Source organism: Nitrosopumilus sp. (genome assembly GCF_025699125.1).
Taxonomy (GTDB): Archaea; Thermoproteota; Nitrososphaeria; order Nitrososphaerales; family Nitrosopumilaceae; genus Nitrosopumilus.
Genome location: NZ_JAILWC010000004.1, coordinates 164,667 through 188,540, shown reverse-complemented (window position 1 = coordinate 188,540; position 23,874 = coordinate 164,667). Strand labels below are relative to the sequence as shown.

Below are 23,874 nucleotides of genomic sequence, written 5' to 3'. Positions count from 1 at the left end.
ATTATTGGCTACAAAAATCAGATAATTTTTGAATCATAATCTTTGCAACAGTAATTTCTTGAACTGATTTCAAACCCGATTCAGTCTTCTTTCCATGCCTAAAATCATACTTTCTTTCCTGTTGGAACTGTCTTTCTAACATCTCCAAAAACCTCTTGATCAAAGATGAATCCATCACGACATTCCCCTCCCTTGTATGAACAAATTCCTTGAGTTTGATTCTATAACGATAATTTGGATGGTTTGCAATTTTGAATACAGTATAATCAACTAGCCATCGAAATGGTTCTATCAAATCATAAACCAACGGTTGAAATCCCGTATGAGATTTGTGCATAAATCCAAAATAAGGATCTAATCCAAACCCGCAGACAAACTTTGAGATTTCCCCTGCCAAAACAGAATAACCATAGTTTAGTAACGCATTGATGATATCAGTTGCATTGTTTTTTGATGTTCGGATAAACGATTGATTTCTTGAATTAAATCCATATCTTTCAGGAATGACTTTGGCAAATTCTTTGAAATAGACTTTACTTGCAAGATGTTCTTTTTCAGGTAGAGAAGTTACATCACTACCAATTAGTTTTAACAGTTTTAGTTGAGATTCTTTTTTACTTTGTATAATCTGCTTACGCAGATACTCACATTTCTCAGGATCTCTGAACGTATCGTACTGTGCCATTCGATATTTTGTAGCCGTTAGAGAATCCATCATAGAGTTGCAGAAGATTATTGGTTTACCGTATGTGTCAATTAGGATTATGTTTCTGTTCTTTTGAGATAATAATGATAATGCTTCCGTACTAACATATCCTTTTCCAGAAAGTATTATTTTTTCATATGGCATGTTGTTGACAAACCATTCTTCGGATTCTTGTTCTCCTGTGATAACATGCCTTCCATTTTTTAGAATAATTTTAGAGTCTTTGAGAGATATGGATACTCCGTAGCCTCGTAGTAGTTTTACGTTATAGTGATTCTTTTGTCCCTTTTGTGTCATTGTATTTTAGTAATGGAAACGAGGCAGTGTCTAAAGTTTGTTCATTATTTTGAGCATAAATCAAAAACCTATCCACTATCACCCAAGTTTTTTGCATTATCTCTACCCGTTCATCATGTGTGATTGATTTTTGTTTTCCATGTCTCGGATCTAATGCAAAATCAGCTATTCTAGCTGTCCAACTTTTATCAACATTAAGCTCTGCATTTAATTTTTCCCAAGCTTTTTTTCTTGCATCTCTGGAATCGCCTTTAACTCCAAAATATTGTCTAATGCTTTCAACGGCTCTATAACAAAAGGTTCCTGTATCAGAAGGATATTTGATAGATAGTCGAAGATTTGCTAATGTGCCATAAATGAATCGATATTTGTCTTGTATTGCTAATAAGATAATTTTATCTATTTTTTGAAACGCGCGTTTGGATTCTTCATCGGTCAATTCCTTTATCCCTACTCCAAAAATTATGTAAGGTTGATTGTTCTCGCCACTTACAGATGTGATTTCTGCATCATATGCATATCCCTTAATGTATCCGTACGAATCTGTATGTAATCGAACAAAATCCAGTAAGAAATTTCTAACTTCTGCAAAATCAGTAATTTCTCCAAAAGATGTTACATGTATTGAAATCAAAGATTTTCGAATTTCAAAAGATATTCTAAGATCATACCCAGTGCTAGTTTGTATTCCGATAATTGGACCTCCTGTGATTTCGACATCTGCTCTTTCTGGTAAAACTCTGCCATGAAATACATACTTGAATTCTTTAGGCTTTTGTGATTCAGACAATAATTGTTATTTTTGATCTTAACAGAAAAGCATTACGACAACCGTCAGGAATTTACGCGTATTTCGGGGGGATACTGTTTTTACTGTTTGTCGATAAACTCGTTAACACTTGAAATTAGAGACTTGAATCAAAGAGACAGTTATTCTTCAGAGAATTAGAGTGCCGAATTATTCTTGTAAATCTCGCTCAAGTAACTGACATTTATCCCCAAAATGGGAGTAGAATCTCCAATAAGACAATGTAATATATGATAAAAAATACATTGTGACATGGTCAAAGTATCAATCAAAGCTATTGAAAATGGTCCATTAATTGTAGAAACTGATGGAAAGAGACTATGTGCATTATGTAGATGTACTGCATCAGAAAACAAACCAAATTGTGATGGTTCACATGCAAAATCTGGTTTCAAAGCAGAATCATCAGAAATTAAAGTCTGTGATTAAATTTACAATACATTTTTTCTTATTTGATACTTATCTGCGTCCATTTCCACCCCAAAATGGTGGTAGAGTCCCCGTGGATTCAAACCAATATTTGCAAAACGACTATGCGTCTGTGAATCATTCCTAGTTTAACTTACAGTATGCATCAAATTAAATAGACTGAAGGGGTATGACTTTCAGTGTTTTACTTTGCTCTTTTTAGTCTTTTGACTATTGGGGGAATAACATTTGATGATGATCTGACTTCTGCATTTACTGATTTTGAAAACATTACAAGTCAATTTGGAACTGATGTGTCAGTTGCAGATTTGATTGGTTATTCTGTTGGAATGGTAATTTATGGAATCTTCATCTGGAATTTCTATAGATTTCTTGCAAGACGTGAAATGATTCCTTTAGGATTAAAAAAATATCAAACCGATGGGAAAAAGATTACCTCGATCGTAGCATATGTTCTCAAATACGTCATCATATTTCCATTAGTCGTTTTAGTCTGGTTTGTTGTTTATTCCACATTTTTATTTTTCATGGCACCTGACTTGCCAACCGAACATGTATTTTTGATTGTCATCTCTTTGGTAGTTACAGTAAGAATATCTGCATATTACAAAGAAGATCTTGCAAAAGACTTTGCCAAACTAATTCCATTTGCTTTATTGGGTATTTTTCTTACTAGCAACATCTTCTTTACTCCAAATGATATATTGGATAGGGCATATGGATTTGTTCCATTTTTAGGTAAAATTATTGGCTTTGTAATGTATGCAATACTAGTTGAGGCTGTTTTACGAATTTTATTTTTGATAAAACGAAAGATTTTGCCCGTTGCTGAAGAAAAATTAGAGGAGCAAATTGAAAAACAAATTGATGAGAAGATAAAAGTTCATGTAGAACAAATTGAAGAAAAACATGAAGATCTAGAAAAGAAGATAGAAAAAGAAACAGATGAACTAGAGAAAAAAATTGATAAAGAAAACACTAATTCAAATAAGGATTCCATCGAAAAATAGCCTTGGCATCTGGATCTACCAACGCAGTTTACGCAGCACTTTTTGGAAATCTGGGAATTGCAGTTACAAAGTTTATTGCAGCTGCAATGACGGGTAGTGCTTCAATGTGGGCAGAATCTTATCACTCTGCTTCAGACACAGTTAATCAAATTCTGTTGTTGCTGGGTATCAAAATAAGCAAAAAACCTGCTACTGATTTACATCAGTTTGGCTTTGGAAAGTCCCAATTTTTCTGGTCATTTGTTGTAGCTACCATGATCTTTGGAATATCTGGCATATTGTCCCTTGAACAGGGATTCTCATCTTTGTTGGGCGAGGGGCATAATTTTGAAAATCCTGTAATAAATTACATTGTACTTGCAATTGCATTTGGTTTTGAGGCAAATGCGTTAAGAATTGCACTAATTCAATTTAAAAAACCAATTAAAGAACGAGGTGAAAAGACAAGACCTTCAACTTTGTATAATGAATTTAAAAATAGCAAGGACACTTCAATTCTAACTGTAGTGGTGGAAGACACTGCTGCATTGTTAGGAATTGGAATTGCAGCTGTAGGAATATTTCTTACAGACATAACTGGAAATACTGTATATGATTCTATAAGCTCAATTATTATTGGAATACTGCTGATGTCGTTTGCCTTTTTCTTGGCCAAAGAAAACAGAGGTCTGCTAATAGGAGAATCAATTTCCCCAGAACAAAGAAAACAGATTATAGGTGTTGTTGCTGCAATACCTGAAGTCCACAAAGTTGTCACTATGAAAACAATGCATCTTAGTCCTACTATCATCATAGTTGGAATTGAAGTAAATTTGATTGATGGGTTGGATACGGATAAAATTGAGGTGGTAACTGATGTGATTGAACACGAAATTATGAAAATTCTGCCAAATTCCAACAAAGAGTATATTTTTGTAGAAATTGAACGATAGTTATATGCAAAATCTAATTTTCATATGGGGCCAATATTGGGAATTTCATCTTTAATATCTGGCATCACTGTAAGTAAAACTGAAAAGACCACTTCTCCATTTGCAATAAGAGCAGGTATCAGATGCACTTGCATGTGTCAATCCAACAAAATACAGGCTTGGCGCAATACTGCACCACACAATGCTATTGAGAACACCCATAGTAGATCTCTTTTTGTAAGATTACAATGATGTGAGATCCCCCAATTCAGACAACAAATGATGGAATCAACAACACAAGATCAAGAGGCAATAAGAACATGGATGCAAAATACTCAACATGCAGAGGATATGGGAATTATGATGAGAAAAAATCATGATTTTATGCAGGAAATGATGATGGAAATGATTAACGATCCAAACATAATATTGCAGATGTTGGGCCACATGTCAGAAAACCCAGAGGTAATGGGGCAGATGCAAGAAATTATACGCGGAAACATGATGGATGATAAGATGATGCATCCATGATCGAGTTCAAATTAAATAAAAAAAATTATTGAAGAATTTTTGGAATCTTCAATTTTGAATTGATGGAAATTTTTCCTGTACCTGTTACAATAACAAATAGCATCATTGTCAGTAGTGCAAGATCATAATCCCATCCACCTTGGGCTATGAAGAATCCATTTTCCCATCTGATGTGAAATATTGCATCTAGCAGAATTATGCTAAATACAGCACCAGTAATTCTTGTCATAAAACCAACTATTAGGAATATTCCTCCTATGGTTTCAGCTAACGCAATAGGAATTTGCAGTTCTGGAGGAAATCCAAAGTTGATTAGATGTTGTTTCCATATCGGGTCGAATTTTTGCATACCATATACAAAAAAGATTGCTCCAACTGAGGCTCGGATTCCCCAATAGGTTAATTCTTGGATTTTGTTTAGTTGTTGTTTTTGTTGTTGTGAATTTATCATGTATTTACATATGCTGCAGGATAAATCAACAGTATACTTTACAATTGTAAAATGAAAAATCTGAATTGCACTACATCCATCATAACCAATATTTACAATTGTAAAGTCTAGCGAATATCTATCCAACAATCTAATGCAAATTCATGAAATTACATATGACAATCCATGCAAATTATGAACAGCGTTCATTGAATTTACGAATAGAAACAACAACGCACATATCCAATAATATATTATATCATGAGAAAATCTGTTCAAGAAGGAAAAAATTTTCTTATCACTATTTTTTTTTATTTTCTTTATACTGTTCTATTAGAGACTGTATTCTTCCACCATACTTTCCCTTGTAATCATTTCTACAAGATGTACAGCAAAAAAATCGTTCAATGTCTGCAAACTTTAGTGATTTGGGTCTTCCATTGATTGGACCCTCACAGAAATCGCATTTCATTTTTACTTGAAGATTATCAATTTTAACATGAAAGTGTTTTTTGTTTGTTTTAAGTGAATTAAGCAAATCCTCCGAAAGAGATTTTTTGTTTGACTTGGATATTTTTGTTATATCAATTTCAGGCCTCACAGATTTTATCAAGCCTATTTTTACTAGTCGTTCGTATCTTGCCTTTATGGTTGGCGTACTGATTTTCAATTCTCTAGAAATTGCACGAAAGGATTTTCTTCCATCCTCCATTAGAGAAGTGATAATTGATGTATCTAGTTGATCTAACTCGTAACCCATACAATGTCAATTCCCTATTTTGTATTTAGAGTTCTCTTTACATTTGTAAAGTAAGATGTTATACATCTGTTTTTGGCAATATAATCATGGCAAAAGATCCTGTATGTGGAATGGTTGTAAATGAAGAAACAGGCATTAGTTCTGAAGTAGGTGGAAGATTATTCTATTTTTGCAGTCCCATGTGCAAGCAGACATTTGTCCAGCCTGAAAAAGAACTTGCCAAAATGAAAAAGAGAATGTATGTTGCAGCATCTGGTGCCCTAGTTTTAGCAATAATTCGGGCTGCCCTTTATCTCAGTGTAGCTGCTGGTGCAATGGTGGTTTCTTGGGTTCCCTTTCCTGAAATCCCTTTTCTTTCATACGGGCTTTTGTTGTTCATCATAGTAACTCCTGTTCAGTTTATTGGAGGATGGTCTTTCTATGTAGGGGCATATCATTCCATAAAACACAGAACAGCTAACATGGATCTCTTAATTGCAATTGCAACTCTAACTGCATACATTTACAGCACTGTTGTACTGTTCTTTCCAGACGCAATTCCGGGAGAAGAAAAATACGTCTACTTTGAGGTATCTGCTGTAATCATTGCATTTGTTTTGTTAGGTAAGTACATGGAAGAGGCAATCAAAAAGAAGAGCTCAGCTGCTGTAAGAAAATTACTGGACCTAAAACCTGCAATGGCTAGGGTCATACGAGACGGATTAGAAACTGACATTCCGTCAAATCAGGTAATTGAAGGTGATGTAATGATAGTAAAACCCGGAGAAAAAATCCCAACTGACGGAACTGTAATAGAAGGTAAATCATCAGTTGATGAAAAAATGATTACAGGTGAGAGTCTTCCAGTAGGAAAACAATCAGGCGATGAAGTGATTGGTGCAACCTTGAATATACAAGGACTGCTCAAAGTAAAGGCAACAAAAGTAGGAAAAGAGACTGCACTATCCCAGATAATTCATGTAGTGGAACAAGCACAAGCATCTACTGCAAAGGCTCAGAGGTTGGCAGATTCAATTGCAGCAAAGTTTGTACCCGCAGTGGTTTCTGCATCTGCTGTAACTTTTTTGGTGTGGTATTTTGTAATGCAGGATTATATCTCAGGACTGTTGGCTTTTGTTGCAGTATTAATCATAGCATGTCCGTGCGCACTAGGCGTTGCAACCCCTGCAGCATTAATGGTAGGTGTAGGTAAAGGTGCCGAGTCTGGAATATTGATTCGAGGTGCCGAATATTTGGAACGTTCACAAAAGATCACTACTATTGTATTTGATAAAACTGGTACTCTGACAAAGGGTGAGCCAGAAGTAACAGATATTGTATGTGTGGGAACACTTTCTGAAAAAGAAATTATGGAATTGGGTGGATCTGTGGAGACTGGTTCTGAACACCCGATTGCTCAGGCTATTGTCAAAAAAACAAAAGATATGGTAACTTTACCTTTATCTCTGAATGATTTTGAATCACTAAACGGTCTTGGGGTTCAGGCTATTGTAAACGGTAGACAAATCTATGGCGGTAATCGTAAGATGATGAAAAAATACGACATTTCAACTGAAAATGTTGAATCTAAATTAAAACAACTAGAATCTCAAGGAAAGACTGCAATCATGGTTGCAGTTGATAATAAAATTGAAGGAATTATTGCAGTAGCTGACTCTCTAAAAGAATCCTCTCCCATGGCAATTGCAGCACTAAAAGATCTTGGAATTGAATGCATAATGATTACAGGTGACAATGAAAAGACTGCAAGTGCAATAGCAGAAGACGTAGGAATCAAAAAGGTAATTGCAAATGTTCTTCCTTCTGACAAGGCATCTGAGATAAAAAAATTGCAATCCAAAGGTGAGATTGTTGCAATGGTGGGTGACGGCATTAATGATGCGCCAGCACTTGCACAAGCTGACATTGGTATTGCTATAGGAAGTGGTTCTGACATTGCAAAGGAAACAGGTGGAATTGTTCTAATCAAAAATGATATCATGGACGTATCTCGTGCCATAAGACTAAGCCAAGCTACTATGAAAAAAATAAAACAAAACCTCTTTTGGGCATTTGCATACAATTCTGGAGCTATTCCATTGGCAGCAATCGGATTGCTTAGTCCAATTATTGCAGCAGCTGCCATGGCACTAAGCTCTATTTCTGTAATTGCAAACTCTGCAATGCTAAAACGTTACAACATTACTAATGGTGAGGAGAAACTAATGAAAAATTTCAAAAATAAAAAATTCTAAGTGTCATCCTATCTGCGCCTATCTTTATCTTCGAAATGGTGTTGTATCCCGTAGAGTCATGGGCATGAATTTCGTGACAATTACCCCTTCTCATTTTCTAAGGTGTGATTCATGTTAATCATAAAAAAGGAATTTTGTTGCTAGCCTAACAAACCACTAGCAACAAGATATGCTCCAGCACCCATTCCAATTACTGCGCCGATTCCCATGCAGATGAGGTCAAACTTTACGACCTTTTTGAAAGGGGCATGAACCATTCTATCCCAGTTTGAGTTTTGTGGTGTTTTCATAATTCTATTTAGAACTAGTTGCAGATAGAGTGCGGTAAGCTACTTAGCTTACTCTAGCTTATCATCATATGATGAAACGCAATACAAACACTCAAACAACAAAATTATTTTCTTGATTGTTTAACTTCTTGTGATATATTCTATTTTTTGCTCTAATTCGTAGTTTTGTGTTGCAACAAGAACATCTAATCGATTCTGTTTTGATGAATCTGGAACATGTCGCACACCATTTTAATCCATTTTTATATTTTAATCCATTCTCAAATCTTTTTGTTACAAAATCAACACAATGTCCTTTACATCTTGGGGCCAAGATAAATTAAAGAAAATCAAAGTACATAAGAACAACGTATGGTTGTGTTTGCAATTGTTTGCAAAATAAACCTCTTAATTAAAAACAATATCTGATATTGCTTTTCGTGGACAGAACTACTGTTATGCTTATAGGGGTTGTTTCTCTTGGAGTGGCGCTTGGTATTTTTTTCTTAAATGCAGAGATACCTTTACAGTCTTTTGCTGAAGATAATTCTGTCCACAATTCCCCCGTTACTCGTACATATACTGTGGTTGCAGAAGATACAACCTTGGAGATTTCACCTGGTCTCAGGGTTGAATCTTGGACGTATAACGGTACAATTCCTGGTCCAACATTGCGTGCAACTGAAGGCGATAGGGTAATTATCAATTTTATCAATAATGGAAAACTTCCACATACAATGCATTTTCATGGAGATCATGATGAGAAAAATGATGGTGTGTTCCAAGAAGTTCTTCCAGGTGAATCTTACACATATGACTTTACAGCAGAACCTGCGGGATTATTCATGTATCACTGCCATGTCATGCCCGTCTCTGAACATATCCGAAATGGCTTGTATGGTGCGTTTATCGTAGATCCTAAAGAAGGATTAGAACCTGCACGTGAATATGTGCTTGTCAAAGGTGAATACGACTTGGAAGACCAAGAGACATGGACTCCTGATTATGTTTTCTTTAACGGGTATGCTGATCAATATTGGACAAATCCATTACCTGCAAAAACAAATGAATTGGTAAGGCTATACTATGTTGACATGGGTGCCATCCCTGCATTTGGATTTCATATTCATGGTACTATATTTGAGACCATAGTCTCAGGAATATGGGCGAATGCTCCCATCAAGACTCAGACATGGGAGGTAGGTCCTGGCAATGCTGCAATATTTGAAGCAAAATGGAAAGATCCTGGAAGGTATCTCTTCCACTTGCATGGTATCCCAGAAGAAAAGGGTACTATGGCATACTTTGATGTTAGAGATGCTCACTCTGATGCAATTGATGGCGTGGATATTGCAAAGACTAAATCCATTGACATGTGGAATTGGCAAAAACAAATCTTGACAGACTTGGAAATGCCTGATAATGCAGAAATTACAAAAACTACTGCAAACACATCTTCTCATGAGAAACATCTCACATTTGCACAAAACACTGATGAGTCACAGATAGTTGAAACTACTCTTTGCGAAGTGGAAGAAGGTTCTGCGATAAAATCTTCCAACAAGTCATACTATCCTAAACTAACGCAGATTCAAGTAGGTGACACCGTAACGTGGACAAACAAGGATATCTCAGTTCACACTGTAACAAGCAATGATGAATTGTTTGATTCTGGAATGATGATGCCTGGAGATACATTTGAGCAGACATTTGAAAGTGTGGGGTTGTATGAGTATTATTGCATGCTTCATCCATGGATGACTGGAACAATCAAAACTGTTTGATTATTTTTCAAAAGTCAATTCCGTCATTCTGTCTTTTATCTTAAAGTCAATCCTTTTCTCAAACGCATCATTGAAAATTAATTCCAACACTGTTTTGTGATATAATGACCAGTTGTATCCTAAATCATGTTTTATTATGTAACTATGCGTTGAGTTTTTTATCGTGTGGTTCAACTCAAAATCCGATATTTTCATTCTTGTGATGAACCATGATACAAACGAGTCTAGGTCAAGTGAGCCTTTCATGAATGTGGCTATGTCTGATACGATGCTTTTGCCAATTTGTTTTGCCAGGTCAACAGTCTCTTGTTCTGAAAGTTTCTGAAATAATGCAGTTACAATGGGCTTAGCTATTGGAACCATTCCGACTTTGGGTTCAAACATGCCCCAATCCACATATCTTGAAAAAATTTTGTTTGCCAATATGTTCAAACTAACGCCTTGAGATTCTGATTCTGTTCGTAATTTGTCTAAGATCTGACTGTCTAGTCTAAACGACATTGTCTCTGTTTTCTTTTTTTGTTCAGTACTCAATTGCTTCTTTACCATAATTGATAGTTAATTATGTGTTCTATTTTGAAGAATCTTTATCCAATTTGTAAGATTGTCCTATGACTGAGCAACGTGTTGTTTACTACCTATAATGTAGTTGTATGATAATTAAGAACATGGAAGTATGCCCAAAAAGGTATCTGAATCCTCGTGATGCTGAATCGAATCTTTTCTCCCAATAAACAGTTCAAGCCTTTACGGGTTCATAACCTTTGGTAGATTTTTTGTAATTTAATCTGAAATCACTCATTATGACGGTAAAAATAATGCCACATTGATTCTTTTTGGTAAAATTTGATTTTCATCAAAGATTATAATCTCATATTTTATCACATGATTGATAATGATGTTCGAGTTTACCCGAAACAAAATTGCATTCTTTATGGGACTTGCAATATTTTGTTTGGTTTTTCAACCAACAGTTTTTGCTGCTTCTCCAAAAGATGCTGCATTGGATTCACCTTTTACTCTAAAGATTGAAGACACTGCAAAAATAGATTCAGAGTTACAACTTACTGTACTTGACGCTGTCGAGGATTCCAGGTGTCCTTCTGATGTTACTTGTGTGTGGGAAGGTACTGTGTCCGTACAAGTTAATCTAATCAAAGATGACCTAGATCTTGGCAATCATGCAATTCTGTTAGGGGAAAGTGGGGATGATAAACAAATCTTTGATGGATATTTTGTTAAATTAATTACCGTGGAACCTTATCCATCAAGTACTACTCCAATCAAATCTTCTGACTATGTCATGACATTTCTTGTTTCTAAGATAAATGAAATGAAAATAGATGCCCCATTAAAACAATTCAATATTGGAATTTCCATTAACAATATTCAATGCAAGGCAGATCTTGTACTTGTCATCAAGTCAAGTAATTTCAGTCCTGCATGTGTGACGCCAAATACTGCAGAAAAATTGTCTTTACGTGGATGGATAGATGAAAATACAATCTCCGTTAATCCGATAATTAAAACTGGAACTTATGCGGGACATTGCATTGGATATTGTGCAAAAGAGTTCCTGATAACTCCTGATAAAATTATCTTTTCACAAAATGGTCGTGATTTTGTTTCTGATGAATGGTCCGATCTTCCTGAGAAAACCAAAGAATTCACACTATCTCAAGCAGAATGGAATGGATTGATAGATTTGATTGATTTTGATCAATTTAGATCTCTTCCTGACAAAATCGGATGCCCTGGTTGTGCTGATGCTCCAGTTGAATGGATTGAAATTTCATATGATGATAAAACAAAAAGAATTGAATTTGAAAATGGGGATGAAATTCCAGAACTCTCCGAACTTATAGTTGCCCTCCAAGAAATTCAAAACAGAGCAGAACCTATTGCAAGCTTTGAGGAATGTGTTTTAGCTGGTAATTCTGTTATGGAGTCATACCCAAGACAATGCAGAACAATTGATGGGAAAAATTTTGTTGAAGAAATTGATGATGTCCTAGAAACACCACATGAGATTGAGGGAAAACGATCTCCAGTGAATGTTCCTGACGCGATAAATGAAAATGATATGTTGTGTCAAACTAGTTGGAATATAGAAACAACTGAGGTTCTAGACACGGTGTATGTTAAAAATTCAGTTCAAAGCACAATTGCACAGTTTGGAGAAACCTATTTTCTTGAAGAACGCATCATAGATGTTTTTGAAAATTCTGTAGGGTACACAGTTTCAATATCTGGTTTGTGGGATCGTGATTCTATTCAATACCAAATGATTGCAGAAGATCTTGAAAAGTTTGGAACAATACAAGGTGAACCTGCATCATGTCAGTAAATTCTAATGAGAAAAACTTTTGAGAAAAGATTGAACACTGCGAATCTACGAAAAAGAATAATCATTGTAATTCTGGGAATTCTTGCATCTTATTTTGGTATAATCCCGTTAGGTTTGCTTTATCATAAGCTATCCTATGCTCCATTGCCAGACCCTGTATCGTCATACTTTTTCTTTAACAGTGTGAGAATTGGAATCATGGTGTTGTCTTTGTATCTTGCACTAGTTCATGTCAAGCCATCCCTTGTTCCACAACAAGAAAAATACAGAAAACTTGTCCTGGTTTCAATCTTGATAATTGCCACTATTGCAGTTGCATTGCCAAGCGGATATGTCATCCCTCATCTGGAACAAGGCGGGTGTATTACAAAATCTGGAAGCTATAATGGTGATGGTAATTTTAGCGGTTCGTCTTCGCAGGGAATAACAACCGAGTCTGAATGTGTTGATAACTGTATATTTTCTGGCAAGTTTAACACGCAAGAAGAAAAATTTTGTGAGTTTAAGGGAATATTTGGAAAAACACATTGGATGAGATCCCCTGATGACTTTGACACTCCTGTATTTGGGGAAATTGTAAAATGAAAATTTGTAAAATCAAGTGGAAAACTTTACAAGAATTCCGCCAATGATTAACGCACTAATTCCACCGACGAAGATCAGAGGATTGGGTTCAGAATCAAACAAATTTGCAACGCCAATAAGAGTAGCAATAAAACCCACTGCCAAAACAAAGATCGCCAATACTAAACCTGCGTCATCAGTTATCATATTTTTTCACGTTAAGAAGCTAGTGTAATTCTTCATAAAGAATTCTATGTTTGAGTTACTGGTAGAACCAATTTCATTCATAGTTTACACCTATGAATGAAATTATTTTATTGAAAATATTCATGGATGCGAAACATCATTCAGGCTTATGTTGTGATCCATTGCATCAAAGGTGAAGAATATGCAGTTTTGAAGAATCTCAGTCACATTCCAGAAGTCAGAGACAGATGTTGTTTTTGGATTGTATGATGTAATTTGTAAGGTAGAGACATCAAATAGTACGATATTGGATCATGTCATTACAAAGGCAATCCGAAAAATGCCTGACATCATTTCAAGTATCACATTGCATGTTGTCACAGAACAAGGTCTTGAATATCAAATAAACAAAACACATTGAACCTTAATGACTTTATCATAGAAAGTTTTAGTGCTCTAACTCATTTGAACATTCTATAGAACATACATCGTCACACCAATGCTCAAATTTTTTTCCACACACAATACAAGTTCTCATGATGCATACGACGTTTCTTTTTTATTAGTATTTTTTGAGTTTTCTTTCATGATTTCCATCAATTTTCTATTTCATATATTCAACTAATGACAAAGTAGATTCAATTCCTTCCATCTTCCTTAGCTTCCATTGCACGGCATCACGTAAATGATCCAAGTTATCTGCTTGTAATTTTACAATAATTCTCCATGGACCATCTACTAATGTGGCTTCTTTTACAACATCAATTTCCTTTAATTGATTTATTATGTTAGTCATTGATTTGTGTGCACACATTATCAAAACAAACACAATACTGGAAGTATTTGTCATTTAGATTTTCTCCAAAATTGAGTTTGATGTACTGCAGGTATCAGATACGACTAAATTTTTTCCATTTTTATCCTTGTGAATCTGGATTTTTTTCTTTAGTTCATAAAATCTGTTCCTGATGGTTACGGCAGTTATGCCTGATGCATTCGCTATTTGTATTTGTGAGAATCCATCATGCCTTATCACGTTTGAAAAATAAATTGACGCTGATGCCATTCCCACAGGATCACGTCCTGCCATCATATCAAGTTCGGTTGCTTTTTTGAGAATTTCTATTGCAAGATTTGTTGTCCCTGCAGATATTTTGAGAGTGTTTGATATTTTTAAAATAAAATCAGACTGATTAACAAGAGGTATTTTTAAATCCAGTCGTTTTACGATGGCCCTATAGCTTTGAGCGATGCTGGTTCTTTTGATATTTGCAGCTGTCGCAATATCACTTAAATTTCGAAGTGTGTGAGTATTTCTACACGCAATATACATTGATGCTGCAGCTACTGAATAGGTTGGTCTTCCGGATGTAATCTTTCTCTCCACTACCTTTCTGTAAATATGTGCTGCAGTTTCTTTTACGCTGTTAGACACACCTAGTTTGTCTTGAAGGCGTTCAAGAAAATCAAATGCCATATTGAAACTTGCATCAGAACGTTTTGCTAATCTGCTTCTAGCATCTTGAATTCTTATTCGTTTTACTGTTGATGAAAAAGCAAATGGGATGGATTTTCCATGAACATCTATATTTTCAGAACTAATTACAGTAGAAAGACCAAAGTCATTTCTGGATAAAGTTATTGGTGCACCAGTTCTGCGAGTGTCTTTTTGATCATCACCCGAACTGGATTCGTATCCTGAATTCTCTATCTTCTCATGAATTACAAATCCACAACTAGCACAAAAAATTTCACCCATACTCAAGTCTGTAACAATTTGTTTTTTAGAGCATCTTTGACATTCAAATTTTAAATTAGATTTCAATACCGTATTGGAACTCATTTTTTCACTTCATTGATAATTAGAATTTTCTCAAAGCCTGCGATTCTAATATGAATACGTAATGATCATACAGACAAATCTGCTCAAAATTTAATCTATTCATAAATCCTGTACTTTTTTAATGAATATAATGACTAGGTATACATTGTGACATATTGTCACACAACGATTGACTATGCTTGTAGAAAAGATACTTTCATGTCTAGATTAAAATTTGTGATTTTTTGAAGTCAGGTGTGAAAAATGAGAACAAAAAGCCTGAAACTGAACATGCAAGTTTTAGAATTAACAAAAAAATTCTTGAATCATTAAAAACTATTTCAAGAGAAGAACATCTGAGTCTTAATACCTATGTTAATCGTATTTTTGATTCTCACTTGAACTGGAATCTATTGGCACCTGAAGTAGGGTGGGTCGTTATGTTAAAATCTGCAATGAAGGAAATTATTAAAAATTTAGATAGTGAAACCATTGTTCAAATTGCAAGAAATTCTGCAGAAGGTGGATCCAAAGAAATTGCACTATCCATGCGTGGTAAATACGGTGTTGATGAGTGGATTTCTATTTTGAAAAACAGAGCAAAATCATCTGATTTTACATTGAAAGAATACAAAGAAAAGGATATGGTTAGACTGGTATTGTATCATGATATGGGAGAACGTTGGTCTTTGTTTTTTGAAACTTATTACAAGACAGTATTTTTTGAGTTGGGTGCAAACGTCCAGTCAGAGTATACAGAAAATTCCATTATGTTAGAAATAAAATCGGAAAATCGAAAATAAAACTATGTTGAAATTTAAAAAACTATTTTGTGGTACAATGTGTTACTAAACATAGGTTTAATTGATTTCAAAAAATCTGTTAATTCCACCCTATGGCTGATGTATTTTGCTAGAAAATTTTTATCTTGTATATGCTATTGTAGGATTTTTTTCTTTAGGTGCAATATTCGGATTATTCTCTAGAGGAAAACCACAACATGTGTATTTAACATACATACCTTCCATCATTGGATCTTTTTTAGCAATTATTTTATCAATTGTTGTATTTACCTCTGAAGATATACACATAACTTTAAGTTCACAGCAAATTTTTAATTTTGAAATTTTTATTGATGGGGTTGCATCTTTCTTTATTTTAATAATTGGATTGATCTCATTTGCTGTTTCTATTTACTCTTTGTCGTATTCTAAAAAATTCGATGACAAAAAAAATAATTCTAATCTTGGAATGTTGTTTAACCTCTTCATTATTTCAATGATGTTAGTAGTTGCAAGTAACAATATTTTCTTTTTCTTGATCTTTTGGGAACTGATGTCCTTAACATCCTTCTTTTTAGTAATATATGAGCATGACAATGAAAACAATCTCAAGTCAGGTCTTACGTATCTTGTAATGACCCATCTTGGTACTGCCTTTATTCTGGCATCATTTCTATTCATGTATGCACAAAGTGGCAGTTTTAGTTTTGATTCTTTTAGGGACGCAGGAATAATTCCGGACTATGTGCGAGACATTGCCTTTATTCTGGCTTTCATAGGGTTTGGCACAAAGGCAGGCGTGGTTCCACTGCACATATGGCTACCACAAGCACACCCATCTGCCCCTAGTCACGTATCGGCACTAATGTCTGCAGTAATGCTAAAAATTGCAATCTATGGAATTGTCAGATATCTATTTGATTTTAATTCCATTGATGGTTCATCTCATTATCTTTGGTGGGGGTTGGGGGTTGTTGTAATTGGCTCTATTTCGGCATTAGTTGGAATATTGTATGCGTTAGTTGAACGAGACATCAAGCGTATTCTTGCTTTTAGCAGTATTGAGAATATTGGGATTATTCTTATTGGTTTGGGACTTTCTGTAGTTTTTGCATCTTTTAATCTTACATCGCTATCCGTTTTGGCTTTTGTAGCTAGTATGTTTCATACATTGAATCATGCAATTTTCAAAGGGCTGTTGTTTATGACTGCAGGCTCTATCCATTATAGTACCCATACAAAAAACATTGAAGATCTTGGAGGTTTAATCAAAAAAATGCCTTGGACAGGATTGATGTTTCTTATTGGAACAATTGCAATTATCGGGCTACCCCCACTAAATGGATTTATCAGTGAGTGGTTGATATTACAATCCCTTCTTTCAGTTTTCCAAATACCTTCAACTATTTTACAAGTGTCTCTTGCATTTGCAAGTTTGGCGCTTGCACTTACCATAGGTCTTGCAGCTGCTACATTTGTAAGATTATTTGGAATTTCATTCCTATCTAAAAGTCGTACCCTAAAAGCTGCAAATGCAGTTGAGGTACCACGATTTATGCTTGCAGGCAAAGCAATACTTGCATCATCTTGTATTGTCTTGGGAATATTGCCCTTTATTGGAATAAACCTAATTGCCACTGCTTTTAATTTATCATACACTCCTCTAAATCCATTTGAACCTCTTTCAATTATTACTGAAGATGGAAAAAGTTTTGCAAGTTTAATGATGCCTACTGTATTGATAATTTTATTATCCTCTTTTGTATCTATTTTTGTCCTTGTTAAAATCATTGGAAGTAAAACAAGTGTAAAAAAATACAACACATGGGATTGTGGATTTGGTGGGTTATCTGAGAGAACCCAATACACTGCAACATCATTAGCAGAGCCGCTAAGCAGAATTTTTGCTGTTTTTTACAAACCTAAAAATGAAATAATTAATTATTTTTATTCAGATCAAAATCAATATTTGAAAAAATCAATTGAGATGAGTCACACTACAAGGAATATTTTTGACGAATTTTATGATTTAACCCTATCTTTTAGTTTGTATATTCTAAATAAAATTCGAAAAATCCAGACTGGTAAAATCAACGCATATATTTTGTACATTATGATTGCATTACTTTCACTTCTATTTGCTATGGGGGCTGGAATAATTGAATGAGTTCTCCATTACAGAACCACTTTTTGGAATATTTCAAGTTTTGTTACTTGTAGTTTTGTCCCCTTTAATTGTGGGTATAATGAGAAAAACAAAGGCAAAGTCTCAAAAAAGAGTAGGCGCTCCCATTATTCAACCGTATTTTGATATTTTAAAATTAGTAAAAAAAGAGGAGGTAGTTTCTGATCAAAGTTCATGGATTTTTAGATGTAATCCTTGGGTAAATTTTGTAGCCACAGTATCTGCAGCATTTTTTATTCCGGTATCAATCGTTTATTCTCCTTTTGGTGTCATGGGTGATATTTTGTTGGTTATAGGCTTGTTTGGATTAGGCAAATTTTTTACAATACTTGCAGGATTGGATGTGTCCAGTTCTTTTGGCGGATTAGGCAGCAGTAGAGAAATTATGTTTTCTACACTTGTGGAGCCGGCATTGTTAATAACGATTTTTGTAATTGCCATTTTTTATGGAGGGACCAATATCAGCACAATTGTTGCATCTGCCAATGACATTTCTTTTCTTGCATCCCCTGGAGTGATATTTGCATTAATTGCATTTTTTATCATATTGATGGTTGAAACAGGGAAACTCCCATTTGATAACCCATCAACACATTTAGAATTGACAATGATTCATGAAGCTACAGTACTAGAGTATTCTGGAAAAAGTTTAGCGCTCATAGAATGGTCTCAATCAATTAAACAGATAATTTTGCTAACACTGTTTGTAAATATTTTCATACCGTGGGGAATTTCAAATAATTTTTCATTGACAGAAATTAGTTTTGGTATTGTTTTAATCATCGTAAAAATCATCTCTTTAGGTATTTTGATTGCATTAATTGAAACGCGTATTGCAAAGTGGAGATTATTTAGAGTTCCTGATCTAATTGCAATTTCAATTGCCAGTTCTATGATAGGAGTAATTTTCTTTTTTATCTAGGTGTTGATGATTTGATCTTTCCAACAGAAATTAATTTACTTGACATATCAGCTGTAATCTTACTTGTTGCAACTTTTGGGTTAATTGTTAGTAGAGGATTTTCAAATTGGGTTAATGCATATAGATATCAAACAATAGTTCTTGCAGGTATTGTTGCACTAATTGCGTCTGTCTCGAACATATGGGAATTATACATAGTATCGGCACTAACCTTGGGAATCAAAGCAGTAATAATTCCAAAGATCCTATTTTATGTAACAAAGAAACTAGATTCGCCAATAAAATTAGAAATTGATCCGTATGTCAGTATGAAATTATCTGTTATCATATCAGCATTATTAGTTGCAATGTCGTATTTTATTTTCTTATATTTAGATATAAAATCAAATGAAATAATACAAGTTTTCTTGCCAGTTTCATTTGCGCTATTCTTTATTGGATTATTCGTAATTGTAAGCCGACGAAAAGCACTAAATCAAATGGTGGGATTGCTAACTATTGAAAATGGGTTGTTCTTATTTGCCGTGTCATTAACACATGGGTTTTCATTGATAATTGAAATTGGATTGATGGCAGATATTTTACTTGGTGTTATAATCTCAAGTATTTTATTATTTAGAATGAGTAGAACGTTTGATAGTATTGATATTAAAAACTTGGAAAGTTTGAGGGACGACTAATGTCTTTAGAATTATTTTCATCATTAGAATCCATATTGATTCTCGCTCTTATCATAACTCCAATAATTAGTGGCGTACTGGTAACTTTTCTAAAAAAGAAAAAAATTATTGAACTTGTTACAGTGTTTTCATCTTTTCTAATTCTGATAGAAGGATTAATCTTGGTAAATTCTATTCTAAAATATAAAACAATATCTGTGTTTGATGGAATATTTTATGTTGATTCACTTAGTGGAATAATTATCATCACTATTTCACTTGTGGGATTTCTTTCATCTATTTATTCAATAAGTTACATGGGAAAGCAATATGAAAAATTAATCATTGATGAGAAAAAACTTGTGAGATATTATCAAGGTTTCAATATGTTCTTGTTTACCATGTTATTGGTACCAATATCTAACAACATGGGAATAATGTGGATTGCAATTGAAGCTACAACGCTAGTTTCTGTTTTGTTGATAATGTTGTATGTCAAACAAAGTTCAATTGAAGCATCATGGAAATATCTACTCATTGCAACAGTAGGGTTGTCATTGGCATTATTTGGAACCATTTTCTTTTACTATGTTAACACCGCTGATGTCCCTCTTGAAGAAGATGCTTTAGGTATGGATTGGACAAATTTGGTAGAAAACGCATCTGGCTTTGATCCTAACCTTGTAAAACTAGCCTTTATTTTCATAATTGTAGGGTTTGGAACAAAAGCCGGCCTTGCACCCATGCATACATGGCTGCCTGATGCCCATAGTGAAGCACCATCTCCAATAAGTGCTCTTTTGTCAGGAGTTCTGTTAAACTGTGCATTTTACGGAATTTTACGATTTCACATAATTACCAGTAATTCAATAGGATCTCATTTCTCAAATACACTTTTGATGATTCTTGGAGTAGTTTCCATAGGAATAGCTGCTGCATCAATTTATTTCCAGAAAGACTTGAAACGCATGTTAGCTTTTTCCAGTGTTGAGCACATGGGAATAGTTTCAGTAGCAATTGGATTTGGAAGTGTTATTGGTATTTTTGGAGCATTGTTACACATAATTAATCATGCAGTTGTAAAATCACTGTTATTTTTTGCAAGCGGATCAATTTCTCAAAAATTTGAAACTAAATTAATCTCAGATACAAGCGGAATTATACGAATAATGCCAATAACGGGATTTGCATTTTTAATTGGTGGATTGGCAATAGTTGGAATGCCACCATTTAATATTTTCATGAGTGAGTTTTTAGTATTAAGTTCTGGATTTGAATCTGAAAACTTTCTTCCAAATATGTTGGTGATTTTATTTCTTGTAATAATATTTGCAGGTTTTGGAAAGCATTTGCTTAAAATGATATTTGGAAATCCAAAACAAACCATAAAAAAAGGAGATCTTGGAATACTTTCGATAATCCCAATGCTGATTTTAGTATCAATCATATTTGTCATGGGAGTATATGTTCCAGAACCATTACAAACATTAATTGAAGATACGTCACAAATTTTACTGGTAGGTGATCTGCACAATTGATTGTAACGTATTGTGCTTTAGAGGAGATTATTTATGAATAATAAAACAATAGAACATTATATGTCTAAGCTAGAACATCTGGAATTCAAATTCAAAAGTCATGTACAAAACAACAACGAAATACACATAGAATTAGAGGATTCATCTAAATTAATAGAATTTTGTAATATTTTGAAACTAGAGATAAATCTTAGATTATTAACAATGATTTACTGTGATGAGAGAAAAACAAACCATGCATTTAGTTTACGATACCTGCTAGGTTCAGATACAGATGATGTTTTTTTCTTTGTAGTCATATTTATTGATAAAAAACACGCCTATTTCCCTAGTTTATCTGACGTATTTCCATATTCGATAAAATATGAAAGGGAAATCAATGATATGTTTGGAATCCAAACACAAGGAGATACTACTCTAAAACCCTTACTTTTACATGATTTTCAGAAAAATATTTTCCCACTGCGAAAAGATTTTCATGCAAATACTGAGTTAAACTACACTCCTAGAAAATTTGAATTCACACCAATCACAGGAGATGGAATTTGTGAAATACCTGTAGGGCCAATACATGCAGGAATAATAGAGCCAGGTCATTTCCGATTCAGTGTTCTTGGTGAAAATATAGTGAACATGGAAACACGTCTTGGGTATGCCCATAAAGGAATTGAAAAAATTGCAGAAAACATGTCAATTAATAATGTTGTACTTTTATCAGAACGAATTTCTGGTGATGAGAGTATTGCAAATTCCATGGCATTTTGTCAAGCCATAGAAAAAATTGCCCAATTAGAAATTCCAGAAAAATCTAAACAGATAAGATTATTGTTTGCAGAACTAGAACGAATTTACAATCATTTTGGAACCTTGAGTGGCATTTTAAATGATGTTGGATTTTCATACGGTGCTTCAAGATTGGAAATATTAAAAGAATACATGATGCAGTTAAATGAAAAATTATCTGGAAGTAGATTGTTATTTGGAGTCAATCAAATAGGCGGCGTAAAAGTAGATATTTCAAATACATCCTTAGCTGATATCCATTCCATGTTAAATGACATATTTCAAAATTTTGAAAAGATTCTGGAACATATCCAATCAAATTCGTCTGTAATTGATAGATTAAGAAATACGGGTATTATTGAAAAACAAACAGTAAATGATTTGGGAATTGTCGGCCTCTCTTCTATATGTGCTGGCATAGATACCGATACTAGAAAAAATCATCCCTATGGATATTATTCATCAATTAATTTTGAACAAACACCTAGAGCAGACATGGAACAACAAGTAAAATTACAAAAACGAATAGGTGATGTACTATCTAGATTTATGAGTAGAGTAGATGAATTAAGATACTCAAAGAAACTGATAGAATCCATATCTAATTTAGAGACAGGAGAAATCCACATTCCACTTGAATCCGAATTAATTCCTTTTTCATCTGGTTTGGGATATGCTGAATCTCATAGGGGCGAAACCTTGCATTGGGTTATGATGGGCGAAGATAATTCTATTTTCAGGTACAAAATCAGAACTGCTTCTTTTGCAAACTGGTCTGTAATTGAACATGCAGTTTTAAACAATATTGTTGCTGATTTTCCAGTAATTAACAAGAGTTTTGATTTTTCTTATTCAGGGAATGACTTATGACAGAAGATAATCAAAAAATTAAGAAAAGTGACATCCTATCATGGGACAAAGTAACACTTGACAAAATATTGCAATCTAATGACATGATTCCCGGAAATTTCAGAGGAAAAATTTCCTTAGATCCTGATAAAGATTTTGTGTTAAATTCACACATTGGACAGAATTTAGAAAATATCTGTCCTACAAATGCTATTTCGTACAAAAATCCCCCTGAATCAATTTCTTTAGATGTGGGAAAATGTATTTTCTGTGGAAATTGTCAGCAAGAGGCACCACAATTAATTAAAATATCCAATAATTTTGACGTGGCAAAGAAAAGAAAAAATCATCTTCTTGAAGTATTTTCTGAATCTGTTCCGTTTGGAAAAACATATGAAGAAATAGGAAATGAATTAAAAAATAAAATTAACAAAACATTTGGACGATCTTTGGCAATTAGAGAAATTGATGCAGGTTCATGTAATGGCTGTGAAATTGAAATTTCTGCATTAACCAACCCAATTTATGACATAGAGCGATTTGGAATGCATTTTGTAGCTTCTCCAAGACACGCTGATCTTCTATTAGTTACTGGTCCTGCATCAAAAAATATGGAAAAAGCATTAAAAATTGCATATGAGTCTACTCCAGAACCTAAGTTGGTAATTGCAGTTGGCGCGTGTGCATGTAGTGGTGGAATATTTGGAAAAAATTATGCAACGACTGGGGGTATTGATAGCATCGTTCCTGTTGATGTGTTCATACCAGGATGTCCTCCACGACCTCAGGCACTAATTTATGGCATCATGTTAGCATTAGATAAAATATAATTTGTAATTCTCCAGCATTTTCAATCATATGCTAGATACATTATGAAGTATTCTGTGGTTTTCTTGTTTTAGTTGGATTTGTTTTACTTGTTGTATTTGCAAAAAATGACAAATGGGTTATTGGAACAACTTTCATACATGTATCACAATAATCCATATACAATTCAAATCTTCTGCAACGTGCCTTTGTTAAAAAATAGAATATTTTCATCTACTGGTTCCAACTCCATACACTCTT

Annotated in this window: 24 protein-coding genes; 15 read left to right on the top strand and 9 right to left on the bottom strand. The window is 34.1% G+C overall.

All coding sequences use genetic code 11. From position 1 onward, the window contains the following. Position 1 precedes the first annotated feature (1 nt). Positions 2–1,003 carry a CRISPR-associated endonuclease Cas1 gene (gene cas1, locus K5783_RS10630; RefSeq protein WP_297474269.1) on the bottom strand — a complete coding sequence of 334 codons (1,002 nt, stop codon included), beginning with the start codon at positions 1,001–1,003 and terminating at the stop codon, positions 2–4. Further along, positions 972–1,793, bottom strand: a complete 822-nt coding sequence (locus K5783_RS10625; protein WP_297474268.1) for a hypothetical protein — start codon at positions 1,791–1,793, stop codon at positions 972–974. The genes cas1 and K5783_RS10625 overlap by 32 nt, the downstream gene beginning before the upstream one ends. A gap of 270 nt (positions 1,794–2,063) precedes the next feature. Here K5783_RS10625 and K5783_RS10620 point away from each other — a divergent pair, with 270 nt between their 5' ends. The 4 genes from K5783_RS10620 (at position 2,064) to K5783_RS10605 (ending at position 4,692) form a co-directional block, all read left to right on the top strand. Beyond that, positions 2,064–2,240 (top strand): CDGSH iron-sulfur domain-containing protein, encoded by a 177-nt coding sequence (locus tag K5783_RS10620; RefSeq protein WP_297474267.1) that lies wholly within the window; start codon positions 2,064–2,066, stop codon positions 2,238–2,240. Between the two features lie 179 nt (positions 2,241–2,419). Next, the gene (locus K5783_RS10615; protein ID WP_297474266.1) at positions 2,420–3,250 is read left to right on the top strand and encodes a hypothetical protein; all 831 of its coding nucleotides are present in this window, start codon (positions 2,420–2,422) and stop codon (positions 3,248–3,250) included. A gap of 2 nt (positions 3,251–3,252) precedes the next feature. Beyond that, positions 3,253–4,182: a cation diffusion facilitator family transporter gene (locus tag K5783_RS10610; RefSeq protein WP_297474264.1), complete on the top strand. Its 930-nt coding sequence runs from the start codon at positions 3,253–3,255 to the stop codon at positions 4,180–4,182. Positions 4,183–4,440: 258 nt separating this feature from the next. Continuing rightward, positions 4,441–4,692, top strand: a complete 252-nt coding sequence (locus K5783_RS10605; RefSeq protein ID WP_297474263.1) for a hypothetical protein — start codon at positions 4,441–4,443, stop codon at positions 4,690–4,692. Positions 4,693–4,717: 25 nt separating this feature from the next. Here K5783_RS10605 and K5783_RS10600 read toward each other — a convergent pair whose 3' ends face one another. Further along, on the bottom strand, positions 4,718–5,272 hold the full coding sequence (locus tag K5783_RS10600) for a DoxX family protein (protein ID WP_297474262.1): 555 nt from the start codon (positions 5,270–5,272) through the stop codon (positions 4,718–4,720). 151 nt (positions 5,273–5,423) lie between these two features. Continuing rightward, the gene (locus K5783_RS10595; RefSeq protein WP_297474261.1) at positions 5,424–5,882 is read right to left on the bottom strand and encodes an AsnC family transcriptional regulator; all 459 of its coding nucleotides are present in this window, start codon (positions 5,880–5,882) and stop codon (positions 5,424–5,426) included. Between the two features lie 86 nt (positions 5,883–5,968). Here K5783_RS10595 and K5783_RS10590 point away from each other — a divergent pair, with 86 nt between their 5' ends. Further along, complete coding sequence (locus K5783_RS10590) at positions 5,969–8,116, top strand: heavy metal translocating P-type ATPase (RefSeq protein ID WP_297474260.1); 2,148 nt, start codon at positions 5,969–5,971, stop codon at positions 8,114–8,116. 140 nt (positions 8,117–8,256) lie between these two features. Here K5783_RS10590 and K5783_RS10585 read toward each other — a convergent pair whose 3' ends face one another. Further along, positions 8,257–8,406: a hypothetical protein gene (locus K5783_RS10585; RefSeq protein WP_297474259.1), complete on the bottom strand. Its 150-nt coding sequence runs from the start codon at positions 8,404–8,406 to the stop codon at positions 8,257–8,259. A gap of 419 nt (positions 8,407–8,825) precedes the next feature. Here K5783_RS10585 and K5783_RS10580 point away from each other — a divergent pair, with 419 nt between their 5' ends. After that, positions 8,826–10,169 carry a multicopper oxidase domain-containing protein gene (locus K5783_RS10580; protein WP_297474258.1) on the top strand — a complete coding sequence of 448 codons (1,344 nt, stop codon included), beginning with the start codon at positions 8,826–8,828 and terminating at the stop codon, positions 10,167–10,169. Here the strand turns inward: K5783_RS10580 and K5783_RS10575 are convergent, their stop codons facing one another. Next, entirely contained in the window at positions 10,170–10,703 is a 534-nt protein-coding gene (locus K5783_RS10575) for a hypothetical protein (RefSeq protein WP_297474256.1), read from the bottom strand. 361 nt (positions 10,704–11,064) lie between these two features. Between K5783_RS10575 and K5783_RS10570 the strand changes: the two genes are divergently transcribed. Together K5783_RS10570 and K5783_RS10565 are read left to right on the top strand one after the other, a co-directional pair. Beyond that, positions 11,065–12,516, top strand: a complete 1,452-nt coding sequence (locus K5783_RS10570) for a hypothetical protein (RefSeq protein ID WP_297474255.1) — start codon at positions 11,065–11,067, stop codon at positions 12,514–12,516. Between the two features lie 30 nt (positions 12,517–12,546). Next, on the top strand, positions 12,547–13,101 hold the full coding sequence (locus tag K5783_RS10565) for a hypothetical protein (RefSeq protein WP_297474254.1): 555 nt from the start codon (positions 12,547–12,549) through the stop codon (positions 13,099–13,101). A 12-nt stretch (positions 13,102–13,113) separates the two neighbouring features. On the opposite strand, the gene K5783_RS10560 is transcribed toward K5783_RS10565, so the two are convergent. The 3 genes from K5783_RS10560 to tfb all read right to left on the bottom strand — a co-directional run bounded on the left by K5783_RS10560 (position 13,114) and on the right by tfb (position 15,109). Then, positions 13,114–13,287 (bottom strand): hypothetical protein, encoded by a 174-nt coding sequence (locus K5783_RS10560; RefSeq protein ID WP_297474253.1) that lies wholly within the window; start codon positions 13,285–13,287, stop codon positions 13,114–13,116. A gap of 583 nt (positions 13,288–13,870) precedes the next feature. Further along, positions 13,871–14,116, bottom strand: coding sequence for an Lrp/AsnC ligand binding domain-containing protein (locus K5783_RS10550; RefSeq protein WP_278975664.1), 246 nt, complete (start codon positions 14,114–14,116; stop codon positions 13,871–13,873). Beyond that, on the bottom strand, positions 14,117–15,109 hold the full coding sequence (gene tfb / locus K5783_RS10545; protein WP_297474252.1) for a transcription initiation factor IIB: 993 nt from the start codon (positions 15,107–15,109) through the stop codon (positions 14,117–14,119). Positions 15,110–15,345: 236 nt separating this feature from the next. On the opposite strand from tfb, the gene K5783_RS10540 reads away from it, so the two are divergent. The 7 genes from K5783_RS10540 to nuoB all read left to right on the top strand — a co-directional run bounded on the left by K5783_RS10540 (position 15,346) and on the right by nuoB (position 23,636). Further along, positions 15,346–15,891: a hypothetical protein gene (locus K5783_RS10540; RefSeq protein WP_297474251.1), complete on the top strand. Its 546-nt coding sequence runs from the start codon at positions 15,346–15,348 to the stop codon at positions 15,889–15,891. Positions 15,892–15,997: 106 nt separating this feature from the next. Then, on the top strand, positions 15,998–18,037 hold the full coding sequence (locus tag K5783_RS10535; protein ID WP_297474249.1) for a proton-conducting transporter membrane subunit: 2,040 nt from the start codon (positions 15,998–16,000) through the stop codon (positions 18,035–18,037). Then, positions 18,030–18,977: an NADH-quinone oxidoreductase subunit H gene (locus tag K5783_RS10530; protein WP_297474248.1), complete on the top strand. Its 948-nt coding sequence runs from the start codon at positions 18,030–18,032 to the stop codon at positions 18,975–18,977. The genes K5783_RS10535 and K5783_RS10530 overlap by 8 nt, the downstream gene beginning before the upstream one ends. Positions 18,978–18,988: 11 nt before the next feature. Then, entirely contained in the window at positions 18,989–19,657 is a 669-nt protein-coding gene (locus K5783_RS10525) for an NADH-quinone oxidoreductase subunit K (protein WP_297474247.1), read from the top strand. After that, positions 19,657–21,174, top strand: coding sequence for a hydrogenase 4 subunit F (locus tag K5783_RS10520; RefSeq protein WP_297474246.1), 1,518 nt, complete (start codon positions 19,657–19,659; stop codon positions 21,172–21,174). The genes K5783_RS10525 and K5783_RS10520 overlap by 1 nt, the downstream gene beginning before the upstream one ends. Before the next feature lie 33 nt (positions 21,175–21,207). After that, complete coding sequence (locus K5783_RS10515; protein WP_297474245.1) at positions 21,208–22,827, top strand: NADH-quinone oxidoreductase subunit C; 1,620 nt, start codon at positions 21,208–21,210, stop codon at positions 22,825–22,827. Continuing rightward, positions 22,824–23,636 (top strand): NADH-quinone oxidoreductase subunit NuoB, encoded by an 813-nt coding sequence (gene nuoB, locus K5783_RS10510; RefSeq protein WP_297474244.1) that lies wholly within the window; start codon positions 22,824–22,826, stop codon positions 23,634–23,636. Before K5783_RS10515 ends, nuoB begins: the two co-directional genes overlap by 4 nt. Positions 23,637–23,874: the final 238 nt, after the last annotated feature.